The sequence below is a fragment of the Mesorhizobium sp. M0047 genome (assembly GCF_040323315.1).
Lineage (GTDB): Bacteria > Pseudomonadota > Alphaproteobacteria > Rhizobiales > Rhizobiaceae > Mesorhizobium.
On the sequence record NZ_JAMYUW010000047.1, the window covers coordinates 32709 to 56310 of the forward strand.

18 protein-coding genes and 1 pseudogene are annotated in these 23602 nt (G+C 60.0%); 9 read left to right on the forward strand and 10 right to left on the reverse strand.

From position 1 onward, the window contains the following. Positions 1 to 292: 292 nt before the first annotated feature. Genes NKJ89_RS30425 through NKJ89_RS30435 form a run of 3 tightly spaced genes read right to left on the reverse strand, consistent with a single transcriptional unit; the run spans position 293 to position 4407 of the window. Positions 293 to 1591: a polysaccharide pyruvyl transferase family protein gene (locus NKJ89_RS30425; protein ID WP_352608003.1), complete on the reverse strand. Its 1299-nt coding sequence runs from the start codon at positions 1589 to 1591 to the stop codon at positions 293 to 295. Beyond that, on the reverse strand, positions 1588 to 2928 hold the full coding sequence (locus NKJ89_RS30430) for a glycoside hydrolase family 140 protein (protein WP_352608005.1): 1341 nt from the start codon (positions 2926 to 2928) through the stop codon (positions 1588 to 1590). The genes NKJ89_RS30425 and NKJ89_RS30430 overlap by 4 nt, the downstream gene beginning before the upstream one ends. Before the next feature lie 30 nt (positions 2929 to 2958). After that, positions 2959 to 4407, reverse strand: coding sequence for a DUF4214 domain-containing protein (locus tag NKJ89_RS30435; RefSeq protein WP_352608008.1), 1449 nt, complete (start codon positions 4405 to 4407; stop codon positions 2959 to 2961). A 344-nt stretch (positions 4408 to 4751) separates the two neighbouring features. Between NKJ89_RS30435 and NKJ89_RS30440 the strand changes: the two genes are divergently transcribed. After that, positions 4752 to 6203: an oligosaccharide flippase family protein gene (locus NKJ89_RS30440; protein ID WP_352608010.1), complete on the forward strand. Its 1452-nt coding sequence runs from the start codon at positions 4752 to 4754 to the stop codon at positions 6201 to 6203. Positions 6204 to 6278: 75 nt separating this feature from the next. Here NKJ89_RS30440 and NKJ89_RS30445 read toward each other — a convergent pair whose 3' ends face one another. Together NKJ89_RS30445 and NKJ89_RS30450 are read right to left on the reverse strand one after the other, a co-directional pair. Further along, complete coding sequence (locus NKJ89_RS30445) at positions 6279 to 7409, reverse strand: glycosyltransferase (RefSeq protein ID WP_352608012.1); 1131 nt, start codon at positions 7407 to 7409, stop codon at positions 6279 to 6281. A 39-nt stretch (positions 7410 to 7448) separates the two neighbouring features. Further along, entirely contained in the window at positions 7449 to 8726 is a 1278-nt protein-coding gene (locus NKJ89_RS30450) for a glycosyltransferase family 4 protein (protein WP_352608014.1), read from the reverse strand. A 194-nt stretch (positions 8727 to 8920) separates the two neighbouring features. Here NKJ89_RS30450 and NKJ89_RS30455 point away from each other — a divergent pair, with 194 nt between their 5' ends. Then, positions 8921 to 10051, forward strand: a complete 1131-nt coding sequence (locus NKJ89_RS30455) for a glycosyltransferase family 4 protein (protein ID WP_352608016.1) — start codon at positions 8921 to 8923, stop codon at positions 10049 to 10051. Here the strand turns inward: NKJ89_RS30455 and NKJ89_RS30460 are convergent. Next, complete coding sequence (locus NKJ89_RS30460; protein ID WP_352608019.1) at positions 10044 to 11270, reverse strand: glycosyltransferase; 1227 nt, start codon at positions 11268 to 11270, stop codon at positions 10044 to 10046. The two genes, NKJ89_RS30455 and NKJ89_RS30460, sit on opposite strands and share 8 nt — an antisense overlap. 217 nt (positions 11271 to 11487) lie before the next feature. Here NKJ89_RS30460 and NKJ89_RS30465 point away from each other — a divergent pair, with 217 nt between their 5' ends. The 3 genes from NKJ89_RS30465 to NKJ89_RS30475 all read left to right on the forward strand — a co-directional run bounded on the left by NKJ89_RS30465 (position 11488) and on the right by NKJ89_RS30475 (position 14260). Then, entirely contained in the window at positions 11488 to 12360 is an 873-nt protein-coding gene (locus tag NKJ89_RS30465) for a glycosyltransferase family 2 protein (protein WP_352608045.1), read from the forward strand. Between the two features lie 14 nt (positions 12361 to 12374). Continuing rightward, positions 12375 to 13682 carry a polysaccharide biosynthesis/export family protein gene (locus tag NKJ89_RS30470; protein ID WP_352608021.1) on the forward strand — a complete coding sequence of 436 codons (1308 nt, stop codon included), beginning with the start codon at positions 12375 to 12377 and terminating at the stop codon, positions 13680 to 13682. A gap of 347 nt (positions 13683 to 14029) precedes the next feature. Then, positions 14030 to 14260 (forward strand): hypothetical protein, encoded by a 231-nt coding sequence (locus NKJ89_RS30475; RefSeq protein WP_352608024.1) that lies wholly within the window; start codon positions 14030 to 14032, stop codon positions 14258 to 14260. Positions 14261 to 14272: 12 nt separating this feature from the next. Here the strand turns inward: NKJ89_RS30475 and NKJ89_RS30480 are convergent, their stop codons facing one another. The 3 genes from NKJ89_RS30480 to NKJ89_RS30490 all read right to left on the reverse strand — a co-directional run bounded on the left by NKJ89_RS30480 (position 14273) and on the right by NKJ89_RS30490 (position 17537). Continuing rightward, a complete protein-coding gene (locus NKJ89_RS30480; RefSeq protein WP_352608027.1) occupies positions 14273 to 15067 on the reverse strand; it encodes a sugar transferase in 795 nt (264 codons plus the stop codon). A gap of 166 nt (positions 15068 to 15233) precedes the next feature. Continuing rightward, the gene (locus NKJ89_RS30485; RefSeq protein ID WP_352608029.1) at positions 15234 to 17054 is read right to left on the reverse strand and encodes a GumC family protein; all 1821 of its coding nucleotides are present in this window, start codon (positions 17052 to 17054) and stop codon (positions 15234 to 15236) included. A gap of 213 nt (positions 17055 to 17267) precedes the next feature. Further along, positions 17268 to 17537 (reverse strand): hypothetical protein, encoded by a 270-nt coding sequence (locus NKJ89_RS30490; protein ID WP_352608031.1) that lies wholly within the window; start codon positions 17535 to 17537, stop codon positions 17268 to 17270. A gap of 212 nt (positions 17538 to 17749) precedes the next feature. On the opposite strand from NKJ89_RS30490, the gene NKJ89_RS30495 reads away from it, so the two are divergent. Both NKJ89_RS30495 and NKJ89_RS30500 read left to right on the forward strand, forming a co-directional pair. Beyond that, a complete protein-coding gene (locus NKJ89_RS30495; protein WP_352608033.1) occupies positions 17750 to 19270 on the forward strand; it encodes a phosphomannomutase/phosphoglucomutase in 1521 nt (506 codons plus the stop codon). Positions 19271 to 19283: 13 nt separating this feature from the next. Beyond that, the gene (locus NKJ89_RS30500) at positions 19284 to 21590 is read left to right on the forward strand and encodes a mannose-1-phosphate guanylyltransferase/mannose-6-phosphate isomerase (RefSeq protein ID WP_352608035.1); all 2307 of its coding nucleotides are present in this window, start codon (positions 19284 to 19286) and stop codon (positions 21588 to 21590) included. A 119-nt stretch (positions 21591 to 21709) separates the two neighbouring features. Here the strand turns inward: NKJ89_RS30500 and NKJ89_RS30505 are convergent, their stop codons facing one another. Further along, complete coding sequence (locus NKJ89_RS30505; RefSeq protein ID WP_352608037.1) at positions 21710 to 22579, reverse strand: FkbM family methyltransferase; 870 nt, start codon at positions 22577 to 22579, stop codon at positions 21710 to 21712. 380 nt (positions 22580 to 22959) lie between these two features. Here NKJ89_RS30505 and NKJ89_RS30510 point away from each other — a divergent pair, with 380 nt between their 5' ends. Both NKJ89_RS30510 and NKJ89_RS30515 read left to right on the forward strand, forming a co-directional pair. Beyond that, a complete protein-coding gene (locus NKJ89_RS30510) occupies positions 22960 to 23244 on the forward strand; it encodes a hypothetical protein (RefSeq protein ID WP_352608039.1) in 285 nt (94 codons plus the stop codon). Positions 23245 to 23415: 171 nt separating this feature from the next. After that, positions 23416 to 23602, forward strand: a pseudogene (locus tag NKJ89_RS30515) (Crp/Fnr family transcriptional regulator); the annotation flags it as partial.

Genomic DNA, 23602 nt, shown 5'->3' on the forward strand with positions numbered 1-23602 from the left:
TGGTTTGCCGCTCGTACGAGCCGGATCGGCAGCAGGCTAGCATCTTGGCGTCGTTTTTGACCTTCAGACGATGGGTGTAGCCTCTGCCCTGGTCCTCAACTTTCGGATGAATGCCGGTTTGCCAGGGTCACCATGAGGTAACCAGCGCATGGCGGGCAAATTGAGGCTGTCGCCCTTATCCGGATTTGGTCGTCGAGAGCGCGCATCCGAACGTGGTGATCGTGCGCGCAACGGAACCTCTTTGGGTGCTGTTGCTGTCAAGCCGTGTCTCCCAAGCACCGCGCGTTGCGCTTCAACTGATCGCGCTGAAGAGCAGGCGCGCCTCCTGCCTACCGACCTGTTCCCGCAATGCGGCTAGCCGCTCACTGATCGCCTGTTCGTGTTTTTCCCTAGCTGCCGTTAGCTGCGAAAACTGCGCGACTAACGTTTCGACATTGAATTTTTCGACATGCTGGCAGAACTCGCCCAGGCCCATTTCTTCCATCAGCACGTCGTTCTTCCTAGCATAACTCAGCGAAATGGTCGGCCTGCACATCTTTAATGCACAAACGATGTTATGAAAGCGCGTTGCGACGACGATGTCGGTAAGCGCCATCTGCCCCATGACGTCGCTCAGCGAATTGACCCGCTCATATGCGAGCTTTGCTTCAGGCCGGAAGTTTCTCACTGCCGCCTGGAGCGCGTCGATGGCGATGCGGTCTTCGGCGTCGCCTGTAAGAAGCCGGACCTCGTGCCCGCAGTCCAAGAGACGGACGACGAAATTTGCCAGCTTGCCAACGTACTGGCAAAAAATTGACTGGCCGCCTTCGGCAAAGCCGTACCAGCCGCGATAGGCCATGACGCCGACACCCACCCTCAGCGCCTCGGGGCGACCGCGAAGAGGCGATGTCGGCGCCGGCAGGCCGAAGGCGAGGTCCGGATAGATCGCGTCTGCACGGGTGTCGAAGCCGACACTCTCCATAAATTCTTTGGATTGGAGGTCTCGGTAGGACCGGTAATGGCCTAACCGGGCAGCCGAAATCATCAGAAGGCGGCTCACTCGGTTCCTGATCGGTCCTGAACCGATGCTGACAAAGGCAATACGCGTCCCAGCCAACCGGGCCGCAAGGCACCATTTGAGGATGTCGTAAGGCATTCCCGCTGGCCTTTCGCCGAAATCGTCCAGGATGCCGGTGCCAGGGAAGATCATCACGTCAGCCTTGCGGACGTGCCAGACCGTATGCGCGAAATCGGCGAGTTTTCCGGGGATCTTCAAGAATAGCCTGTTGATCGTTCCCGACAGGCCGCGCCTCGGGCCATTCCGGCGAATTGGCAAAGTCTCGATCCCGAATGTCTGTTTGACGACGCCGGGCTCGCCGCAGATGCACAAAAGTTCCGCATCGGGCCTCTCTCTTCTCAAGAACCCGACCATGGCCTCGAGCGAACCATCATTGCCGAGATTGCCGCTGCCGAAGAGCCCGAACAACGCTATCTTTTGAGGCCCCCTACGCAGGCCAGTCCGATGCTCGCTTGGATCATGAGATGCCGCCTTGATTGCCTTGGCGCTTGCGAGGCTGTCAAACTTGTCTGCGGCGTCAATCCTGGCGGTCATTGGCTTTGTACCGGGTGCGAATGGAGTTCCAATATCCAATCGGCGTGATCGCCCGTTGGCGGCGCGAAATAGCGGACATCCGCCGAAAAAGGCGACCCGGGAGCTGCCTCACTCCTTCCCGTGGAGGGATCTACCCAGCGAGCCGATACCTGCTGCCCTGCGAGCTTTGCAGGGTCAAGGGTAATGCCCCTCCCATTGGGGAGATAGACGACTGCGAGCGCCCCGTCTGTCGTCCGCGCGGACATTGTCCGGGCATTGTAGTTGCCTTGTCCTGCGGTAAGGAAATCGTTTCCCGTATCAGGTTCGAGCTGCCACCAGGTGATCGACGAAAAGAAATCGTGGAGGACCTGCATGCTCCTCGCCCCTGGGCTGTCGAGCGCTGTCTGCCAGGCTGTTTCCGCTGGCGACAGCCCGGGTCCGCCAAAGTGCCATATAGGGTGGTTGCCGAACAGGTGTCCAGTAGTCCCGGAAAGTATTGCCTGGTAGCCCTGCATCCGTACGCGGTGCGCGTCTGCGCCGAACTCGTTTTCGTAGGCACTCTCCATTAGGAAATAAGGCATTTCGCCTAAAGCGGGCTGGACCAGGGCCGCCGCGTGGACCGGCTGATAGGTGTAGACATTGTCTATCGAGAGCCAGGGTTCCTTCCGCCAGTAGTCCAGAGCCGCCGTTTCAGGCGCGTTGTGGGCAGTTTGCAGGGCATCCGGGTCAGTTTCCCGGATTCCCTCGGCGACAGCCCTGACCAAGCCCTTGTCCGGCAAATTGAAGTCGCCACCCTCCACCCAAACGATGTTTCCGAGGCTGCCGTAGCGCTGTCCGACGAATCGACCGTAAGCCCGGAGCGTTTTTTCCCCGCTGGCGGCCATCTCCCTGTGCCAGCCCTGGTCCCCATCTCCGTAGCCGAGGTAGGCAGGGGCAAGCAGCACGACCAAACCGAGATCGCGTGCCCTGCGTAAGACCCAGTCGACGTGCCTGAAATAGACTTCGTTGGGCGTGCTGAAGTCGCCATCGCGAACGAAAGGTCGGTCCCCGTAGGCGTTGGCCGGGGCGTTGCGGGCAAAACGATTCTCGATCAGCACCGTGTTGAATCCGCGAGCGCGTCGGTCACGAAGATAGAGATCTGCCTCCTCGCGGGTCAAATCGCCGAGCAGCGACCAGGCGGTGTCGCCGTTCATCAGAAAGGCACAACCAGAAGCGTCTTGCAGATATCGTTTGCCGGCTTGTACGCGCAGAGGGAACGGCCTCTCGGTTTGGGTCGCTACCGCTGTTTCGCAAGCCTGGCCGCCGAATGTCGTCACGGCCAGCAGGCAAAAGGCGAAACCACAGAAGCGTATATCCATAGCGGTCCAGACCTCCATCTGCGTCGTAGGCTAGTTTGCCGCACTGGTGCCGGGATCCGTCTTCGCGTTCGCGCCAAGGTGGACAGAATACTTGTCGGTGAATTCGCTGGAGGTGATCATGCCGCGGGCAATGGTATCCCGCGACATCGACCCCTCCCTTAGCTGTTTGGAGTAAATGTCCAGCCCGTACCCGTCGCCGTCCCTGTCCATGAGCAGGCGGTATAGGAAGCCGACATAGGCACGATCGCTCAAGCCGATGGTGGAGTACTTCCTCATGAATTCCCGCGAATGCATGAGTTCGATCATCATCTTGGGGACATCGGCTAAGTTGTCGTCCAGGGCTGCAGACCATGCTTCGATGTCTTCATCGCTCGCCTTGCGCCCCAATATCAGGCAATGGGCAAAACTCGCTTGGCGCATCGTCACGGTCACGATTTTCTGACCGTCCGCCAGATCGCAATCCCGCTGCGGCCTTGGCTGCGGCCGCGGGCCGCGGATCAGGTCCCTGACCGCAACGTAGGCGGCTTTGGGTCCTGCCGGACTCCAGCCGCGTTCCGCGGAGCCGACAAGACGAACCAACCCCATCGATGCTTCAAAGTCGGGCGCCCAATAGGTTTCATCCAATAGCTCATAGATCTGGGCGGCTTCCACCTTGTACTTGGCCTGCAGCTCGCGCAGCCGCACCATAGCCTGCATCAATCCTTCGGCCTGCTGTCGTTCGCTCCGCTGGCTGCCGTAAGGGTTGTTGAATTCAGTGACCCAAATAGGCTTGCCGTAGCTGGCGAGCACCTTGAAGGCAGCCTCCGGATCCTGGCCGTACATGTGCCAGACCGAGATGTCCCACTTGATGCCGTCCTGCTTCATTCGTTCGAATGCCCCGGTGTGGCCCCAACCTGCAGTACCGATGGCCTTGCGGCTGCCGGGGCTGACTTCGCTCATGCCGTCGGACAGTCCCTTCAGCACGGCGCTGACCTTGGCCCAGCGCTGCCCGAAGTAGTCCAGTACTCCGGTCCCGCCCGCCGCACCCCATTCGCAGGGGTAGGTGGAGCCGTCGTCGCGCTTTTCACAAGGTTTGATGATGGCGTAATTCTCCATCTCGTTGCCCAGTTCCCAGACAGGGATATCGTCCTTGAACCGGGACCCGAATGCGACCGCAAGCGCGCGCCCCTTGCCGTAGAGTTCTTCGATTCCGTCTTTGTCCAGGTCGATGTTGCCGGGCGTGATCACGGGCAGCACCTCGATCCCGTGCTTCTTGCCCTGCGCCACGAGTTCGGCCAGGCGGTCCGCTGAAGAAACGTCGGCGACGTTCACGCGGTAGGACTTCATCCCCAGATCTTCGAGGTAGTCGAACTGGCGCTCGATCGCGATGCCTGGATAGGCTGTTATGGGGTGGCCGTTAGCGCCCCACACAATATCGCCAGCGGACGACGAGGCCGTGGCAAGCAGCCAGGCCGCCCCTATCAATGCGCATTTCAACATGTCAGAGTCCCGATTTTCATCAGGCTGCCACACTACCCTCGTCGGAAACCGGAACAATTTGGCTATTGGGAGACCGCCCCTTACCCGGCTACCTCCTTTGAACGCGGTTCATAGCCTTTCGGCCGCCGCGCAGGACGGTGCTCTCAGTACAGGGCGACTGCTTTCGAGGCCATCTAACAGAGAGGCTTGGCGACCCTGCGTCTCAACCAAACGCGGGACGGACCTACCTCCTTTTGGCTTCTACTTCGAACCTCCTGCTTATGTTCTCTTGCCCTGAGAACGCCAGGCCAACCCAGACATCATCGTCGGCATTTGTTCACCCCGAGCCGGCATTCAGGATCATCATGAGCGTCAAACGCGCACTTCTGCTTAGCACGGGCGATCGCTACATCGTGATCGGTTTCAACTTTGCCACCATCGCAGCTGTTTCCCGCATCCTGACCCCCGAGGAAATCGGGATTTCCGTGATTTGTTTGGCAATCCTCGGCATCGCCCTGTCGGCGCGGGAATTCGCCAGCTCAAGCTTCATGATCCAGCGTCCGGTCCTAAGCAGGGAGGACATCCGCGGGACTTTCAGCATGATGCTCGCCCTCACGGCGGCAATTGCCGCCTTTCTGGTCACCGCCGCTCCGGCACTGGCGTCCTCTTTCCATGAAGAAAAACTTGTTCCCTATCTTCGGCTGGTATCCGTGTGTCTCTTCATGGAGCTGGTTCCTATCCAAATCATCACCCTGATGCGTCGTGAAATGGCTTTCGGAAAGGTTGCCGTGATCAACTTTGCCGGGGCGGCGACGGGCGGATTGTCGACCATCGCACTCGCGCTGGCGGGGTTCAGCTATATGAGCTTTGCCTGGGCCTGGCTGGCGAGCAGTGCGGTCACTGCCCTGTTGGCGCTCTCGCTCCGTCCAGATTTCTGGATGTTCAGGCCGACGTATAAACAATGGCGCAGAATAGCAGCTTTCGGCGGCTACAATGGCGCGATGGTTTTCCTGTACAGGGCGTACGAAGCCTTGCCGCTACTGTTGCTGGGCCGCGTCCTGTCGCCACATGCGGCGGCGCTCTTCAGCCGCGGGCTGACCGTGTGCCAGACACCTGACAAACTGATCCTTGGCGGAGCCATGTCAGTCGTCCTTCCCGCCTTTGCTGCCTCGGCCAGGCAGGGCGGCGACCTGAAACGATCCTATCTGCATGCCCTCGAGATCATCACTGGACTGCACTGGCCAGCACTGCTGGCCCTCGCCGCACTGTCCTATCCTACCGTGGACATCCTGCTTGGCCATCAATGGCGACAAGTTGCACCGTTGGTGCAAGTCATGGCCCTCGCGTCGCTTTTCACCTTTAGCTTCGAACTGAACAATCCCGTGATGACGGCGATGGGTTCCATCAGGGACATGTTCGTGCGATCGCTGATCGTCATTCCTGTCTCCGCAGTCATCATGACAGCCGCGGTCTTGCTTGCCGGACTCATGGGAGCTGCTTTGAGCCTGATGGTCATTGTGCCGTTCCAAGCCTTTGTGTCCTTGGGTTTCGTACGTCGCAGGCTCTCGGTGGGGTGGGACGAAATAGCTGTTGCCGTCCGAAAGAGCAGCATCGTTGCCGCTTTGACGACGCTCGGCTCGTTGGCCACGGTCATTGCTGGCGGCTTCCGCTTCGACCTATCCCCGGGACAGGCGATATTCGCCGGGGGCCTTGCAGCGGCCGGCTGGCTGGCTGGAGTGTTCATGACCCGCCACCCGCTGTTCGACGAAATCGTGAATGCCGGCCGAACCTTCCGGGATGCAGTTGTGGCGGCATGATTGTCGGTGCTGACCGAATACTCAGATTGCGTTGCAACTCGGCTTCATGCCCGCAGAACGTTCGCACATTCAGTTCTAGCTGCCCGTAATCAGCAGCTCCCTCCATTGCTGCAGGAACCGCTCCTTGGTTGCGGCTGACGCAGTGTCGCGCAGCAAGCGGCTTGTTGGCGCTTTCTCCGCAGGGCTCCGGGAAAGCGCTTTCCACATTGCGTCCGCGATCGCAGGGGGGTAGTCCGGTCGCACCTGCAAGCAATTGGCTCCGACGGCCTCCACGAGAGCACTGTCGGCAGATACTATGGGCAGCAGCCCCATGTAAGCCGCCTCGAGTGCCGGCATCCCGAAACCTTCGAGAAGGCTTGGCAGGACAAATGCCTCGGCATTTGCATAGAGCCAGCGCAGCTGCGCGTCGGGAACGTACCCCATGAGCCTCACGCCGGGCACGGTCCCTGCAAGTTCCGCGATCTCTGCATGGCCGGCACCGCGCGATCCACATAGGATATATCCGACCCCCTGGCGATGGAATTCGCCGTCCCGATACGCCTTCAAGGCGGCGATTTGGTTCTTTCGGGTTTCGAACGCGCCGACGGTAAGAAAGAACGCACCGCTTACGCTTGGGACTGCCTCCGCCGGGCCATCGAACAGTTCGGTGCGCAGGTAGAGGGGGATTGTCTTCAGGAACCGAAAATCGGACCCGAAAAGCAACTCAAAGTGGCTCGCCGAAAAATTGCTGACGAAAACCACGCCAGGCCTCACGCGCCGGATTTTCTCGTAGGCCAGACGGTAGTTCGAACAGGTCCGTTCGTCATAGAGGTCGCTATGCGTCAGCGGGCCGACATCGTGGCACAGGACGATATCGTTCTTCGTCAGACGTGACCTAAGGACGTAGAGCGGATCCAGAAACAATCGGAAGGCGGGCCCGTCGACCTTGTCTCGGATCAGGAACGCTTCGCTATCCCGGAGCCAGTTGATCTCCAGCATCATCAGCCGGGCGACGATCTTCCGGACAAGGCCCTCAGGAGCGAAGGAACCCAGCCGCCAGTACCGGACTCCTGCCCAGCCCGGGACGAATTCTCGGGTCAGGTCCTTGGCAATGTGGTATGCTCCGGTCCGGTTAAGGATCGACAGCGAGTTGTCGAAAACAAGCATGTTGCCGCAGGCCCGTCCGCCCGCGGCGTGTAGGCCCAGGGGGTCGGTCCGTCCGTTCATCGCCCTCTCCTTGGGATCAATCCGCAGTCTGGTCGCGGGTCAACTGCCGAACTCGGCGAAATCGGCGTCGACCTGGATCATGAGTTCGAGGTATTTCCAGGCAATCCATCGCCAGGAATAACTGTTCGCCCTGGCGTGCCCCTTGGCAACCAAGCGCTGCCGCAGGTCCGGGGCAAGCATCAGCAGGCGGACGGCCTCGGCCCACGACTGCACGTCGTCGGGATCGGCATAGAGAGCCGAATCCCCGCAGATTTCAGGGAGACATGGCGAGGTCGAGGCCACGACCGGGCAGCCGGAAGCCATCGCCTCGACGGCAGGCAGCCCGAAGCCCTCGATCCGTGACGGGAACAGGAAGCACAGGGCGCCTTCGAGCGCCTTCTTGAAGTCGTCATCCTCAATGCGGCCGATGAGGACGATGTTTCCGGGCATTTGCGGAACGTACCGTAGAACCGTAGCCTCGTCGACATCTCCTGGCATCCAGAGGTCGAGGCCCATATCATCGAGGAGTGATGCCAATCTGGCGAGAAGTCCCATGTTTTTGTATTCCTGGCCCCGCCTGCCAAGACAGAGGACATACGGCCTGCCGCGATCGACGGCCAACGACGATCTCGCTGCATCCCATCTCTTCGCATGATCGCTTCCATTGTAGGTTACGACGATGCTTTCTTCTGGCGCGATCCCGAACTCGACAAGATGGCTGCGCGACAGTTGGGAGACCGTGGTGATGCGCGCGGCCCGCCAGCCAAGTGCCGGCAGGATCAGCCGGTGCGCCCACCGAAACCCCCGTGCGTAGCTCGACGGCATGAGCCTGGTGTGCATGTCGTGGATGCAAGCGATGTGGCGCCTCAGCACGACCGGAGCGAGATTGCAGAAGCTCAGCAATCCTCCGGGCACATGCCAAGGTAACTGCGCCTGCACCCAGAATTGGGGAAGTCGCGGCTTGTTGAATTCGGGCACGACGCGCACGGAGATGGCATTGAGGCGGAGAGGTTCCGAAAGCGGGCGCGGCACCACGAGATCGATCTCCAGGTCGCGACCGAGGGGATGCCCTTCGAAAATGAGAGCGTCGAGGGCCAGGGTTACCTCGCGGGCGTAACGGGCTACGCCGCTCGGCCGAAGCGTCGTGAAATCCCCGTTTATCGTCCAGCGTCGCCTCGGCGTTTCCTGGTTCGCCCATGCCCGAGCGGGATGCCCGATCGGGGATTCGGCACCGTCGGCAAGCGATCTCGCCAGCGCTGTCTCGGCGCGGCGGCTATTCAGCCGTCCGGGCGGCCTTAGCGGTGGCGACTCCGTCGTGCCGAACTCGAGCTTACCCATGTCCACTTCCCCAGCCCTTTTGCACCCCGTGCGAGACTAGCATTGCCGGGGGCACTCAGGCCCTCAAACGTTTGAGGTAGGCACACTGTCCAGCCTCGGCTATCCGGATGATTCGCGATTAGCCGGATGAACCGATGGCCATCGTGACCAGGCGTCTTTGCTGCCCCACACTGAAGGTGTCAAAGGGGGTCGGCATGACACGGCGTTGGACAATCAATGGGCGCTTTCTTTCCCAGCCGACAACAGGCGTCCAGCGCTATGCGCGCGAGCTCGTTGGTTCGCTCGACACCTTGATCGCGGAACAGGGGCCCCTCGCCCGCGGGCTTGAAGTGAGACTGCACTGCCCGCCCGGGTCCGATCAGATCCCCCTCGCTTTCATCGAACGCCACGAGATCGGCCGCACGAGCGGACATATCTGGGAGCAGACCCGGCTCCCGCTATCACTCGACAGCGGCGGATTGCTCAGCCTCTGCAACACGGGACCACTGCTTTCCCGGAAGCATATCGTCTGCATCCACGACGCAAACGTCTGGAATGCGCCACAGAGCTATTCCCGTGCCTTCAGGAATTTCTACAAAACGCTGTTGCCATGCCTCGGCAAGACGGCATGGCGTGTTTCGACCGTTTCCGATTACTCGCTGGGCGAGCTGGTCCGCCGCGGCGTCATCACCGCGCAACGGGCCTTCGTAGCCCCCAACGGCCGTGAGCATGCCTTGCGATGGACGCCAGAACACTCGGTCAGGACACGACTGGCGGTATCGCCGGAAACCATTGTTATGATCGGCAGTGCCGCACCCCATAAGAATATGGGACTGCTCCTGAACATGGCTGATCGCCTTGCCGAAGCCGGATTCAGAATCGCGATCGTCGGCATGTCGGGTTCGCGCGTCTTCAGGTCAGGACCAGCCAGGACCGAAGCTCGAAACATCCACTGGCTCGGCCGCATTTCCGATGGCGAATTGGCGGCCCTCCTCAAGGACTCGCTATGCCTGGCTTTCCCTTCGCTGACAGAGGGCTTCGGTCTTCCCGCGCTCGAGGCAATGGCGGTCGGCTGCCCGGTGGTGGTTTCCGACCGAGCCAGCCTGCCTGAAGTCTGCGGGAACGCAGCACTGTTTGCTCCTCCCGACGATCCGGAGGCATGGCTCGACTGTTTCGTGCAGCTTCGCAATTCTCAGCACCTGCGGCTGCAGATGATAGGCAAGGGACGGGCGAGATCCTCGGCCTACAGTTGGAGAGCGACGGCCTTGCGTTATCTCGAGGCAATGGCCGCCGCAGACGGTGTCGAGACGGACACGAAGGTCGTGAGGGCTCGCGAATTCACATGATCTCGTGAAGTGCCTGGACGGCCCCGAGCGATTCCAGGACAGCGCGGTCGAATTTGTCTTCGGAAAAGCGAGCTGCATTCCTGGCGCAGGCGCGGGGCGCGATGGCATGGCTGTTCTGTTCGAACTGTGCGACTGCTTCCTTGAGGTGATCGACGGTCTGCGCCTTGAACAGTACGCCTGTCGGTTCGGGGGATGATCCCAGGCGCTGGACGATGTCCACGGCTCCGCCGCGGCCGAAGGCGACCAGCGGGGTTCCGCAAGCTTGCGCTTCGGCCAGCGCTATCCCGAAATCCTCGCAGCCAGCAAAGACCATCGCCCGCGCTCGCGCCACGGTGTCCACATAGTCTTTGCGGGGCAGGTAACCCGAGAAGGTGACGTTGGGGCCAGCAAGCGCCCGCAAGCTGGCTGATTGCTGCCCTTCGCCAACGACGACCAGCCGCCGGGATGGCATCTCGTTAAAAGCTTTAATCACCAAATCGGTACGCTTGTAGGGGGTGAGAAAGGAAGCCGAAACGTAGTAGTCTTCCTTGTCCTCAACACAGGGCAGTTCCGCCAGTGAGACCGGCGGGAAAACGACGCGCGCCTGGCGCCCGTAAATGTGCTGGATACGGGAGCGGACATAATTCGAGTTCGCCAGCATCAGGTCTGGACCGTGCGCGGTTCTCGTATCCCACGTCCTCAGGCGATGGAGCATGTAGCGATAGAGCATTCCCTTGGGGCCGAAGCCAAGCCGTCCTTGCTGAAGATAGGAAAATTGCTCATCCCAGGCGTAGCGGACGGGGCTGTGCACGTAGCAGAGATGCGGCTGGTCCGGCCTGGTGATGACGCCGCGCGAAAATGCGGCCGAAGACGAGATCACCGCGTCGTAGCCGGTTACGTCGAACTGCTCGATCAGGAACGGACAGAAAAAGAAGAGGGATTGATAGAATTTACGGACCATCGGAATCCGGTTGGCCGCAGACGTATGGAATTCCACGTCGTGGAAATATTGCTCCTTCACCTCTTGCGGTAGGAAATCGAAAATCGTGAAGACCTCGGCGTTGGGGAACTGCTTGCAGATTTGCGCAAGGACCCTTTCTCCTCCCCGGAAATTCGGGCACCAGTCATGAACGATCGCTATCCTGGCATGACTGTCGACGCCAGGCGCGGCCGGCAATTCCGGGATGGATACATCGATCTTGGCAGCGACGGCCAAATCGGAAGAGCGTTCGTGGAGCATGGTTCCCCCTAACCTCTAGGGCTGGCAGTCTCCATTCCATGTCGTAGCTTCAGCAAGCTGTCCGATCGGTTACGCACCTTGTGGATGTGGTCCGTCACCGGGGATACTCCGAATGTCTGTGTCTGGCGGTAGGCCAGGCTCCTCCCATCTCCTTTTATGCAGGCTGTTTCGGTCCACTCTGCAATCTAGGTTCGACGAAACCGAAGCTGGATCGAGCATGAGACTAATAGTGATCATCCCGACCCTTGGCCGCAGCGGACAGGTCGCGCGTTTGCTCGGATATTTGGGGGGCCAGACGAGGCTTCCTGATGAGGTCATGGTGTCGGCGCCCGACGCCGCGCATGTCGACCTGCCGGAAAGCTGTCCTTTCCAGGTGTCATTCGTTTTCGGATCCAAGGGACTTGCCGCCCAGCGGAACAGGGCTCTCGCACCTTCGTTGGGGCGGTTCGATATCGTCACTTTCTTCGACGACGATTTTGTTCCGTCCGTCCAATACCTAGAGCAGATCGAGAAAGCTTTCGCGCAAAATGACGAATGGGCTGTCGCGATGGGCACGGTCATCAAGGATGGGGCCAAGACTGCGGGCCTGAGCTGGGAAGAGGCCGAAGCCGCCCTGCTGGAAGTCAAGGGCAAGAAAAATCATGGGCCCTCAGTGGTCGACCATGTCGGTGCATACGGTTGCAACATGTCCTTGCGTTCCTCTCTTGTAGGCGATTTGCGCTTCGACGAGCGCCTCGTCCTCTACGGCTGGCAGGAAGACATCGACTTCACCAGCCAGATGAGATCAAAAGGCCGGGTGGTCTGCGTGACTTCAATCACTGGCGTCCATCTCGGCATCAAGTCCGGGCGGGTCAGCGGAGAGCGATTCGGCTACTCCCAGGTCGCAAATGCGATCTATCTGGTCAGGAAGGGCTCCGTTCCGGCCTCTTTCGCGATCCCGCTGATGCTCAGGAATATTGCAGCCAATCTTGCAAAGAGCCTGCGGCCAGAGCCGTACGTCGATCGCAGGGGTAGGCTTAGGGGAAACATGCTGGCGATCCTGCATGTTGCCACGGGACGGATCGAACCCGAATACATCCTGAAGATCTGACGGCGGGCAAGACAATGCGGAAATGGCGTGTAACGGTAGTGGCTTCATTCGCGGTCGCAGCCGCCTTCACCTTGCCGTCGGCGGCTGCCGAGTATCTGCTCGGTCCTCAGGACAAAATCAGGCTCAAGGTTTATGAATGGCGCGCGTCACGCGACGTCATCTTTGAGTGGACGGCTCTCAACGACGATTTCGTCGTCGGCGCCGACGGGACGCTCTTTCTTCCCTTTGTCGGCCAGATTCGTGCCGAGGGCGCCGCACCTGGCGATCTCGCCCGCGCGATCGGCGACCGGCTGATGCAGCACATGGGCCTCGGCCGCCAGCCGGATGTCGCCGTCGAGATTACCCAATACAGGCCTTTCTACATAGTCGGCTACGTCACACAACCCGGCGAGTTTCCCTACAGGCCGGGACTGACGGTGCTGCAGGCCCTGGGGATCGCCGGCGGCCTGCGAACGCACGAAGACGACATCCCGAGGCTAGAGCGCGAGGTCATCGCCGGCCAAGGCGACGTGGGTTTGCTGGCGCTGACTACTGTCACTCTGCTCGCGCGCAAAGCTCGACTGGAGTCCGAACTCGCTGGCGCCGAGGACGTCACTTTCCCTGCGGACCTGCAGGATAGGGCTTCGAATGCAACGGTCGCGGTGGCAATGGTGCAGGAGCGCAGGATCTTCGCTGTCCGCAAAGACGCGATGACGACGCAACTGCGCTCGCTGCGCGAACTCAGGGAATTCCTTGAAAAGGAACTGGACTCGCTTGAGCAGCAGCTGATCTTCCGCGACAAACAGATAGAACTCATTCAGAAGGAATTGGCGGGTGTATCAGCCCTTGTCCAGAAGGGGCTGGCGGTCGCACCACGGGAGCTCAGTCTGGAGGGCACGGTCGCGCAGATGCAGGGCGACAAGCTGGCTGCCGAGACCTCGCTCTTGCGGGTCAGGCAGGAGATAAGCAAGACCGACATCGAGATCCTCAATCTCAACAACCAGCACGCCAACGAGGTTGCCGGAACCTTGCGCGAGACCCAGTCCCAGCTAAATGAAGTCACCAGCAAAGCCGACACCGCGGCGCAGTTGCTGCACGAGACCGCTGTCACGGCGCCCGCCCTGCTCGCCCTTAAGCAACGCTCCGAAAGCGCCAAACCGATCTTCAAGATCGTAAGGACGACGGACACCGGCACGAAAGAACTCACGGCCGCCGAAACGACGCCGATCGAACCAGGCGATACCGTGAAGATCGAGATCCCCCCGCCGCAGTCAGGTTTGGCTGGCCTACCTGTAGAGGGCGACCTCCAGGCAGGGACGTTTCCTGTTCAGGGTACCAACTGACAAGCCTCATGATTCGGCGAGGGCGCCAGCTCGCAACGCCTTTGGGCCTCCGATAGCGAGACCGTTGGTGGCCGGTTTAAAGCCGGCGGTAAGGCCTGAGCGGTTCAGCCTCCGATGGAGCTGCCGACGCGCTGCAAGTGCTTGGTTCTTTTGCAATTCCAGGCGGAAAACCGCCGGGCGCTTTTCCCGGAATTGCTTCAAGTTCGTCAGGCGGACCTTCCAAGCATGCCGGGCGCCACTTGCCTTGCACTTTGAGGCCGCATATCCAGTGAGCACACGCTGACGATAACTTCCCTGCCGCAGTGAGGCGATCAGTCCTGCGGGTATCAGTGGAGATGTCGGTGCTCATGAGTGTAATCGCAATATCGGCGGCAGGCGTTCTGATGGGACTGCGCTTCAAGGCTCCGGCGCTGATCGCGGCAACGGCGCTGCTTGTGATCGGAAGCTTTGCCTGGAACGGGCTCGGGTTGCCGGGCCACGTGACCGTCACTCAATTCCTGATCATGGCATTCGTATTGGCTGGCGCGTACATCATCGGTCTGTTCCTGTCTGCCCGACGGAAGCGGACGGAAAGGTGACAAGGCGGGACTTCAGGAAGCTCGGTCGAAGCGCATCACTGCGATACCCGTCCTGAACAGGATCACGATATCGAGCCAGATCGACCAGTTCCGCACATAATGGCTGTCCAGCGCCACGCGGTTGGCGTAATCCATGCTGCTTCTTCCGCTCACCTGCCACAGACCGGTGAGCCCCGGCCTTGCCCGAAGGTATTCCCCTAACTGGTCGCCGTAGCATTTGAGTTCGTCCTTGACGATGGGCCTTGGGCCTACACAGCTCATGTCGCCGCGGATGATGTTGAACAGTTGCGGGAGTTCGTCGAGGCTCGACTTACGCAGCATCCACCCAAGTGGCGTGACGCGGGGGTCGTTCCTGATCTTGCGGGTCTCGGCCCACTCGACCCTGACTTGAGGGTTGCTGTCGAGATATGCCTTCAGAACTTCGTCCGAATTGGCGACCATTGAGCGGAACTTGTAGCAATCGAATGGCTTTCCGCCGAAGCCGATGCGGCTGTGCGAGAACACTGTCGGGCCTCCTGCCGTCATCCTGATCAGCAGGGCAACGACAATCATCACCGGCGCGGCTGCCATAAGCGCGGTGATTGCTACGACCAGATCCATGATCCGCTTCAGGAGACCGCCCACAGGAGGGTTCGTCGGTCCCGACCTGACGACGGGCGACAGATCCGTCAACACTGCCGCGGCACTGTTGTTGTCGGACGCGGGAAGAACGTGCAGGACTGCCGCTCGGCTGTCGGCCGGGATAGGCAAAGATGGCTGAGCCCAGCTCGGGGTTCCCTGATGTGACTCGAAGGCATTCGTTGTCATGGAACAATCGCTGTTTCGACTTGTTCGCTGCACTCTTCCAAGGGCAGAGGTTGTCGGCAAGAAGGGCAAAGGAAGTAGCATGACGCGCTGGGGCTATCCCCCTAATCCCAAGGAATGATCCCCTAAACTTCTTGCAACTTCCGAAGGAGAAGGTCCCGCTACGGTTTCATGCTTTGTGCCGCTTGGCCGTCGTCCCGCGGGCGCTCGCCAAGAGTACGCCGAGTATCGGCGTCCTGCTGGCCTGCAATGTCCTGACAAGTTCCTGCAGCGTCTGGACCTGTGTCTTGCCCCACTCGGCAACAATCACCACGCCGTCCAGGACGGATCCGACAATCAGTTCGTCGGCACCCGAGGCAAGCGTCGGCAAGTCGAATATGACAATGTCGTAGGCAGCAAGGTTGTTGGCGGCAAGGTCGCTAGCGGTAAGCTCCGAGAGGAATGCCTCTATCTTGCTCGGTGCCAGGAGGTGTCTGGCGTCCACGATCGAACTGGAAAGTATGTCGAACGGCCGCCCCGGAGCACGAACGATGTTGAGACGGACAGGGTCCTGGCACGGTTGCTCGAGGGCTCCAAACTGGCCCAGAAGCCGCGTGGTCATGATCGGGCGCCGGATGTCGGCGTCAATCACCAGCGTCTTCAAGCCGGACATCGAGTAGAGCGTGGCAAGATTGCTGGCGACGGAACTCTTCGAACTGTCGTTGGATACGGCGGTCAATCCAAGGAACTTGATCGGGCGGCTGGTTTCCGCGAGACTTATTTCGGTTCGCACTTTTCTCAGGCTATGGCTGTATCGGGATTGCGGAGATCTTGCCACCTCGTCGACAAGGCCCGATCTTCTGCCGATCGGCGGCAGTTCCCCAACGCATTCGACACCAAGAGTGTCGCGGATCTGTCGCGGCGACCTTATGGACCAGTCAAACGCGTGCCTTACAAACGCAAGTCCGATGCCGGAAATGAGACCGGCAACCACGGCGAAGGCCAGCATCAACTTCGGCCTTGGAGCGCTCGCATTGAGCGGCGCCGTCGCAGCCGTGATGACCCTTGCATCGGCAACCGGATACGACTGCTGGCTAACCGAGTTGGTGTAGGCCTGCAAGAAACTCTCGTACATCTTCTGGTAGGTTTCAGCCGTCACCTCAAGTTCTTCGAGCGTCGGCTCAGCACTCGTCCCGTCTCCTTTGGCTTCATTGCCGACGCTGTAGTCGTGCCGTGACCGGAACTGCTGCGCTTTCGCCATAGCCTCATTCATTTGGGTGCGCAGCTGCTGAAGCCGCATTTCCAGCCATGCGCCTCCTTCCTTTGCGGCGTCGGTCTTGGTTTCGATCTGCTCGCGCACGAAGGCATCGGCCGTGGCGTTCGCAATCCTGGCTGCGCCCTCGGGATCAGGAGAGGTGAAGGATATGTCAATCGCGTAGGAAACGCCGACTCTGCGGACGTCGAGGCCGTTGCGGAAAACCAACATGCTACGGCGGAACTTTTGAAAATCGGTCAGCATCGCAGGTGCGGCAGGCACGCTAAAGGCGAAATGCTCCAGCCAGGCGCTTTTCCGAAGCCCTAAGGTGTCAAGCAGGACTGCTCCGGTCTTCCTGAGTCTGTCCCGCAAAGTCGGAGACTGCGAACGATTGAACTCCGGATCGTCGACGAGTTTCAACTGGTCAAGCACCATTGTCGCGATTTTTTCCGACTGCATCACCGCGATCTGGCTTTCCACCTGGGCGGTATCCAACGACAGATTCACTTCGCCGCCCTCCTGCAGGTGTTGCGGCAATTTCGGCTCGATCAGAATCTGTGCGCTGGCGATGAAAGTTGGGTCGGTGCTCGAATTGTAGAACCCGGCCAACAAGAGAGCGGCAGCAAGGCAGGCTACGATGGTTCCCGCATAACGGCGCAGAAATTCGATGATATCGGAGAGCCCAATGAACTCCTGGCCGGCGGAAGCCTGCCGGTCCGTTGTCGAAGGCCATTGACGGGAGAACATGCGATTCATTCAGTCTCTCCCGCAGGCATGGCGCAGCCCGCCCCTTGCAGGCAGGCGATTGCATTCGGCCGATCTTCTCGTTGAAAGCCAAGGCCCCGCGATCCCAGACTGCTGGGGAAGATTACGCCCGCGCTCCGGAAGGTAAACGCCGCCAATTGGCGTATGCGGACCTTATGTCCTGTGGGGCGGTAGAATGCGCGGCACCGCTGCTCATGATGTCTGCTATGCCAGCAAGGCCTGCCGTCTGCGGCTGAGTGCCAGGTTCTGTTCGAGAGTATTGATCTGCGCGGACATTCGTTCGGGGCTCTCGTCATTTTCCATCGCCTCCAGGATGAACGCCGCGCAGTCCGTCATCCTTTCCAGGGACGGACGCAGTGCCGCTACTTCTTTCTCGATGTCCACCTGAATGCCCTCGAGAAGGCGGGGCAGGCGACCGAACCGCCTTTCGACGAGATCCTGGCCGAACGGGAATCGGAATGCGGCCAGCGGCATGTTGCAGCCCACCTTTCTCTGCGCCCGAGCCGGAGGCACCTTGCAGAATACAAGACCCTCATGATTGGACGAGACATTCTTTCGGTCACCGGCGGGCATGCTCCTATTGGATGAGGGGGTGGCGGCTAAGGCGTTAGGGCTCCTCGAATTCATGAACGCGGCCGCGTCCGGCGCGTGCTACGACTGCTGGCGCTAACTGCGGAGCGGAAGCCGTGACCGTGAACATAGTCGGACAAGCCAGGCCAAATACATTCGCCTTCGAAACCAGTGCCCTGATCAAAGCCACAGGCTTTCGGGAATATGACGCGCGCTGGTGGTTCGGACAGCCAGGCTCGGAGAAAGAACCAGAACTCAACCTGATGGGCGTGCAGGCGATCGGCATGGGGCTCGGCACCTTGATCCGCCGAATGGGTGTTGGCCCCGACATCGTTACTGGCCATGATTTCCGCAGCTATTCCATGGCGATCAAGATGGCGCTGACCTGTGGCTTGATGGCGGCCGGCGCGCGCGTCAAGGACATCGGCCTTGCGCTTTCTCCCACGGCCTATTTTGCCCAGTTCGCGCTCGACGCTCCTTCAGTGGCCATGGTGACAGCCTCCCACAACGAGAACGGCTGGACAGGGGTGAAGATGGGGGCGCAACGGCCTCTGACCTTCGGGCCTAAGGAGATGACAGCTTTGAAAACGCTTGTGCTGGACGGCGATTTCGATCTCATTGGCGGGGGAAGCTACGAATTCATGCCCCGATTTCGCGAAAGATACATCGAAGACCTGACTGCCGGAAAGAAGCTCGGCCGAAGGCTGAAGGTGGTGGCCGCCTGCGGCAACGGAACAGCAGGCGCGTTTGCACCGCAGGTGCTGGAAGGCATCGGCTGCGAGGTCATCCCGCTTGACACAGAGCTCGACCACACGTTTCCGCGTCACAACCCCAATCCCGAAGACATGCAGATGCTGCACGCGATCCGGGACAAGGTTCTGGAGACAGGTGCCGATATCGGGCTCGGTTTTGACGGCGACGGCGACCGCTGTGGCGTGGTCGACAACGAGGGCAACGAGATTTTCGCAGACAAGGTCGGTGTCATGCTGGCACGCGACATCTCCACGCTGCATCCGAACTCCGTCTTCGTCGTCGACGTCAAGTCGACAGGCCTTTTCATGACCGATCCCGTTCTCCTGCAAAACAGTGCCAGGACGGATTACTGGAAAACCGGGCACTCCTACATCAAGAGGCGCGTTGCCGAACTCGGTGCCATCGCTGGATTCGAAAAGTCGGGACATTTCTTCTTCAACCCGCCGATCGGACGCGGCTACGACGACGGGCTCCTGACCGCAATCGCCGTCTGCCAGATGCTCGACCGTCACCAGGGCAAGACACTCGCAGACCTTTACGGCGATCTGCCGCTGACCTTCGGGACCCCGACCATGTCGCCCCACTGCCCGGACGAGATGAAATACGGCGTGGTCGCGAAAGTTGTCGGGGAATTCACGAGAATGAAGGGGGACGGGACCGAGTTCGCCGGCCAGCCGCTGGCAAATCTCGTCACCGTCAATGGGGTGCGTGTCGTTGCCCAGGACGGCACATGGGGTCTGGTCAGGGCGTCGTCGAACAAGCCGGAGCTCGTGGTCGTTGTGGAAAGCCCCGTGTCGCCAGAGCGGCGTCGCGAGATGTTCGAGGCTCTCGATGCCGTGCTGCGCCGCAATCCAGAGGTCGGAGCCTACAACCAGACATTCTGAGGGGAATTGGATCATGTCGGACCGGATCGTAAGTTTTGTCATGAGCGGCGGCGTCGGCTCACGGCTGTGGCCGCTCTCGCGCGAAGACAATCCCAAGCAATTCCACGATCTTTCCGGTGACGGGTCCATGCTTGCCAAGACTGTTCGCCGCCTCAAGGCGCGGCCGGACGGTGACACGCCGATCTACCTGATAGCCTCCGAACGTCATGCCGACCGCGTCATCTCGGACATAGCTCCGCTCGGCCTCAACGGCGGCAGACCAATCTTCGAGCCGGTCGGCCGCAATACCGCCGCCGCCGTCGCTATAGCCACCCTGCAGACGATCGCCGAACATGGGGCGGACGCGCTTGTGCTCGTGGTCCCCTCCGACCATCAGATATCGACCGCAACGCAATTCTGGGAAACCGTCGAGACGGGCGTGCCTGCCGCGGTTTCCGGAAGGATCATCGTGTTCGGCATCAAGCCGACGCATCCCGAAACCGGATATGGGTACATCGAGGCCACGGCAAATGCTGAGGGAGTAGCCTCGGTTTCGCGCTTCGTCGAAAAGCCAAACGTCAGGACGGCCCGCAAATACATGTCTTCGGGGCAATTCTACTGGAACGCCGGGATTTTCCTTTTTCGTGCCGACACCATGCGGAAGGCTTTTCTCGAATTCCAGCCGGACATATGGGACACTGCGGAACGGGCCCACAAGAGCGCGCGGACCGACGTCTCCGGTCTGTACTTGCCACAGGGCTTCTACTTGGCTGTCCCCTCGACCTCGATCGACTACGCGGTCATGGAGCATGCGCGAGACATCGCAATGGTTACGGCCTCCTTCCGCTGGACCGACCTTGGATCGTGGCAATCACTGATGGAGGTCACCCCGACGGACAGCAACGGCAACGTCACAATGGGCGATGTCGTCGCCATCGAATGCCATGACTCTTACTTCAGAAGCCAGGGCCGATTGCTGACTGTCGTCGGGATGAAGGATGTGGCGATCGTGGCGACGCCGGACGCAGTATTCGTCGCCCCGGTCAGCCATAGCCAGGACGTAAAAAAAATCGTCGAACAGCTGGAGAAGGGCGGACGCCTCGAAACGAAACTTACCGCCTCCGAAGACCGGGTCATCGTCAGCGGCTCATGGCGCAAGCGCGTCGAACACTGGCTCTTCGAAGAAACCCTGCCTCTGTGGTCCACTGCGGGTGTCGATGATGTATACGGCGGTTTCCACGAGGCCCTCGGCTTCGATGCAAGGCCATTGGGCAGACCCAAGCGCATGCGCACGATGGCCCGCCAGATCTATGCTTTCGCGGTGGCCAAGGAACGCGGCTGGGCTGGACCGGCGGACAAACTCATCGACCATGGCATCGACTTCATTGCAAAATACGGCCGCACGGACCGTGGCGGCTGGGTGCGCACTCTCAATGCCAACGGCAGCGTGGCCGACCCGACCGAGGACGCCTACGACCATGCCTGCGTGCTCCTGGCGCTGGCTCATGCTCACCGATGCGGACATCGGGATGCCCTGGAACTAGCACAACAGACGTTTCAGTTCGTCGACACCCATCTCGAGCACGACAGTCTGACCGGCTTCCTCGAGAGCCCCGGCTGGAACGGTGCGCGATCTTCGAACCCGCACATGCACATGCTGGAATCATTTCTTGCCTGGTATGGCGCCACGGGCGACCGTGAATATCTGCGTCGGGCGGCGCGCATCATCGATCTCTTCCGGAGCCATTTCTTCGACCAGGAAAGCTGGACGCTTGGCGAACATTTCGACGCCGATTGGTTGCCGTTGCCGGGAGACAAAGGACAGTGGACCGAACCGGGCCATCACTTCGAGTGGGCCTCGCTCCTTGTCGATTTCGCACGAGCGAGCGGCCAAAAAGACTTGGTCGCCTACGCAAGGAAGCTCTATTCATCGGCGGTCGCCAGTGGATTGAACCGGGCAACAGGTCTGGCATATGCTGCTGTATCGCGGCAGGGAATCCCTCTCGACCGGCTCTCCCGCAGCTGGCCGCAATGCGAAGCCGTCAAGGCAGCCGTAGCTTTGGATGGTATTGGCGGGCCTGACCTGAAAGCCGAGATCGAAGCCCGTGTCGCGCGCCTGTTCAGATGGCATATCGACCCCGCGCCGCTTGGCTTGTGGGTCGACAAGATTGATGAGCGCGGACGGTCACTGGCAACGGAGGTCCCCGCGAGCATCTTCTACCACTTGGTGACGGCGTTGATGCAGTATCTGGACAAGACCGCAGGCCAAGTCGAACCCTTCCCGTTTCCAACTGTGGACGTGAGCAAGACGGGTTTGAGGCAGATACGGAGTCGCTCCTAACCCGCCGATCCTAAGATACGGTGTTCGTGGCGCATCCACGGTTGGCGAAGATGGTAGATCGTCTGCACTGAAGTTGACGAGGGTTCCGCAGATCCCGGCTCCTGGCGGGATATGGGCCGCTAAGGCACAGCCTTGGCCGTGCGCGCCGGCAACGCTCGCTTTCGCCCTGCCGGACGCCGGGAGGCTGCTGGTGCTGCCAGGAGTTCCGAGGCAATGAATATCAGGTTCTCGCCATTGACGAGGCTGTCGATGTTCCTGCCGCTCAAAAGCGAGTAGACGGAAGTGAGGCAGCCTCGGCCGGGAAACATAAAGTCGTGTGGTTCCACCATGATGCACGGCACATCCTTGAGGACCTTGCCGCAGTCACGCGTTGCCTCCAGCTCCGCGCCTTCAATATCCATCTTAAGCATCAACAATTTCGTCCTGGGCAGTTTGGAAAGAAGGCCTGGTAAGGTGAGCGACGGCACGCCTTCTCCGTCTGAGACGCCGCGTGCCCACGATGGGCACTCGCTGTTGACAAGTGCAACCTCGCCCTCATGGCACCAGAGGGCGCCGTAAACAGGCATGATCCGCTCCAGACCGGCACAGTTCGATAGCAACACTTCGTGCGCTTGGCGATCCGGTTCGATAGCCATCACCATGGCATCGGGATACTGGTCTCTGAGGAAAATCGACGAGTAGCCAACGTTGGCTCCGGCATCCACGATAACGGGTATGATCCCCCTCTGTCTCCATCCTGCCGCGAGCCGGTTGAGCGCGCTCTGTCCACGCTTTCCAATTTCATATTCGCCGTGCCCAAAAACCTGTGACATGACAAACAAGTCGCTGTCGGTAGGCCTGATCAGCAGATCATGATTGCCACAGCGAACCTTCATCGGCGATTCGATCCCAAGTGCGCGGCGAAGCAGTACTGAGACCAGTTTCTTCCAGCCGATGGCTCGCGCGAGGCCGTCAATGTGATAGAGCTTGGCGTAGAACGTCCGGTTCATAGCCGCAGTATCACCTGAGGGTGTGTCTATCTCCAGACACCCTTAGGGAGTAGCCAGGCCGGCTCACCACCAAAAGCAAATTGCCCGCGCTAGCCCCCGCAGATGCGTATTCCTGCCATCATGCTACTTTGTTCAGGCCGTAGGATTGCGTTCTCCTGCGCCGCTTATGAGCAGGGTACCCGAGGTGATAGGGAATTAGTAGCTAAGGCGAAGTCGGTATCCCTTGCCTCTGTGTCGCGGCCGCAAAGCGGGATAGTATGCTCCTGGAAAATGCCTGAAGAGGCACTGAACGACCTCTCCCAAACATAAGAATGCGGCTAATTCGTCGAGGCGCTGTAACTTTGAGACGTGAACCTTCTTGTCCGAACGGTTGAGACGCAATGATGGCCAAAAAAAAAGTTCGTGCCAAGCCCAGCGGTGACCTTCTAAAGCTGCTTGCTACAAGGCCCAGAGCGGTGGCGCTTGCTGCGCTGCACGTGAGTGAATCGGTGCTGTTGGAGCTCGAAGCATCCGAGCTGTTGTCAGCATCACAGATCAGAGGGCTGCTCAAGGACGCGTCGACGACGCTACGAAATGCCGCCGAGCAAGTGGACAATCGCAGCTGCCTCATCGCCAGCGAAATAGTTGATTCAATGCGAGAAGATTTCAAGAGGAACAACACTTAGCCGTGCCGCCTGTCGCCGTCGGCCAGGCGGTGGGACCTGTAATTCTCAACGAAAAAGTGCCGTCGCCATGCCATCGATTGTTGCCATTGAGGATATTCTTCACATCAATTTTAATGTAGGATCTCAGGGAGGGAGGTAGTTCGGGCAGTGGTTGGGCGAGGTTGCTTCTGAATGACGTACACTTCACATCCATTTTTACGCGGGGACGAAGATCGACCATCGTATGTCGGGCTTAATGACGACGATGCGGCGCTAATCAAAAGGCTGGGATTTACGCCGAAGCGCTATCTGGCGGAGACGGTCATCGTCAATCAGGGCGAGGATTGTGATCGCATGTTCATAGTCGAGTCGGGCTGGG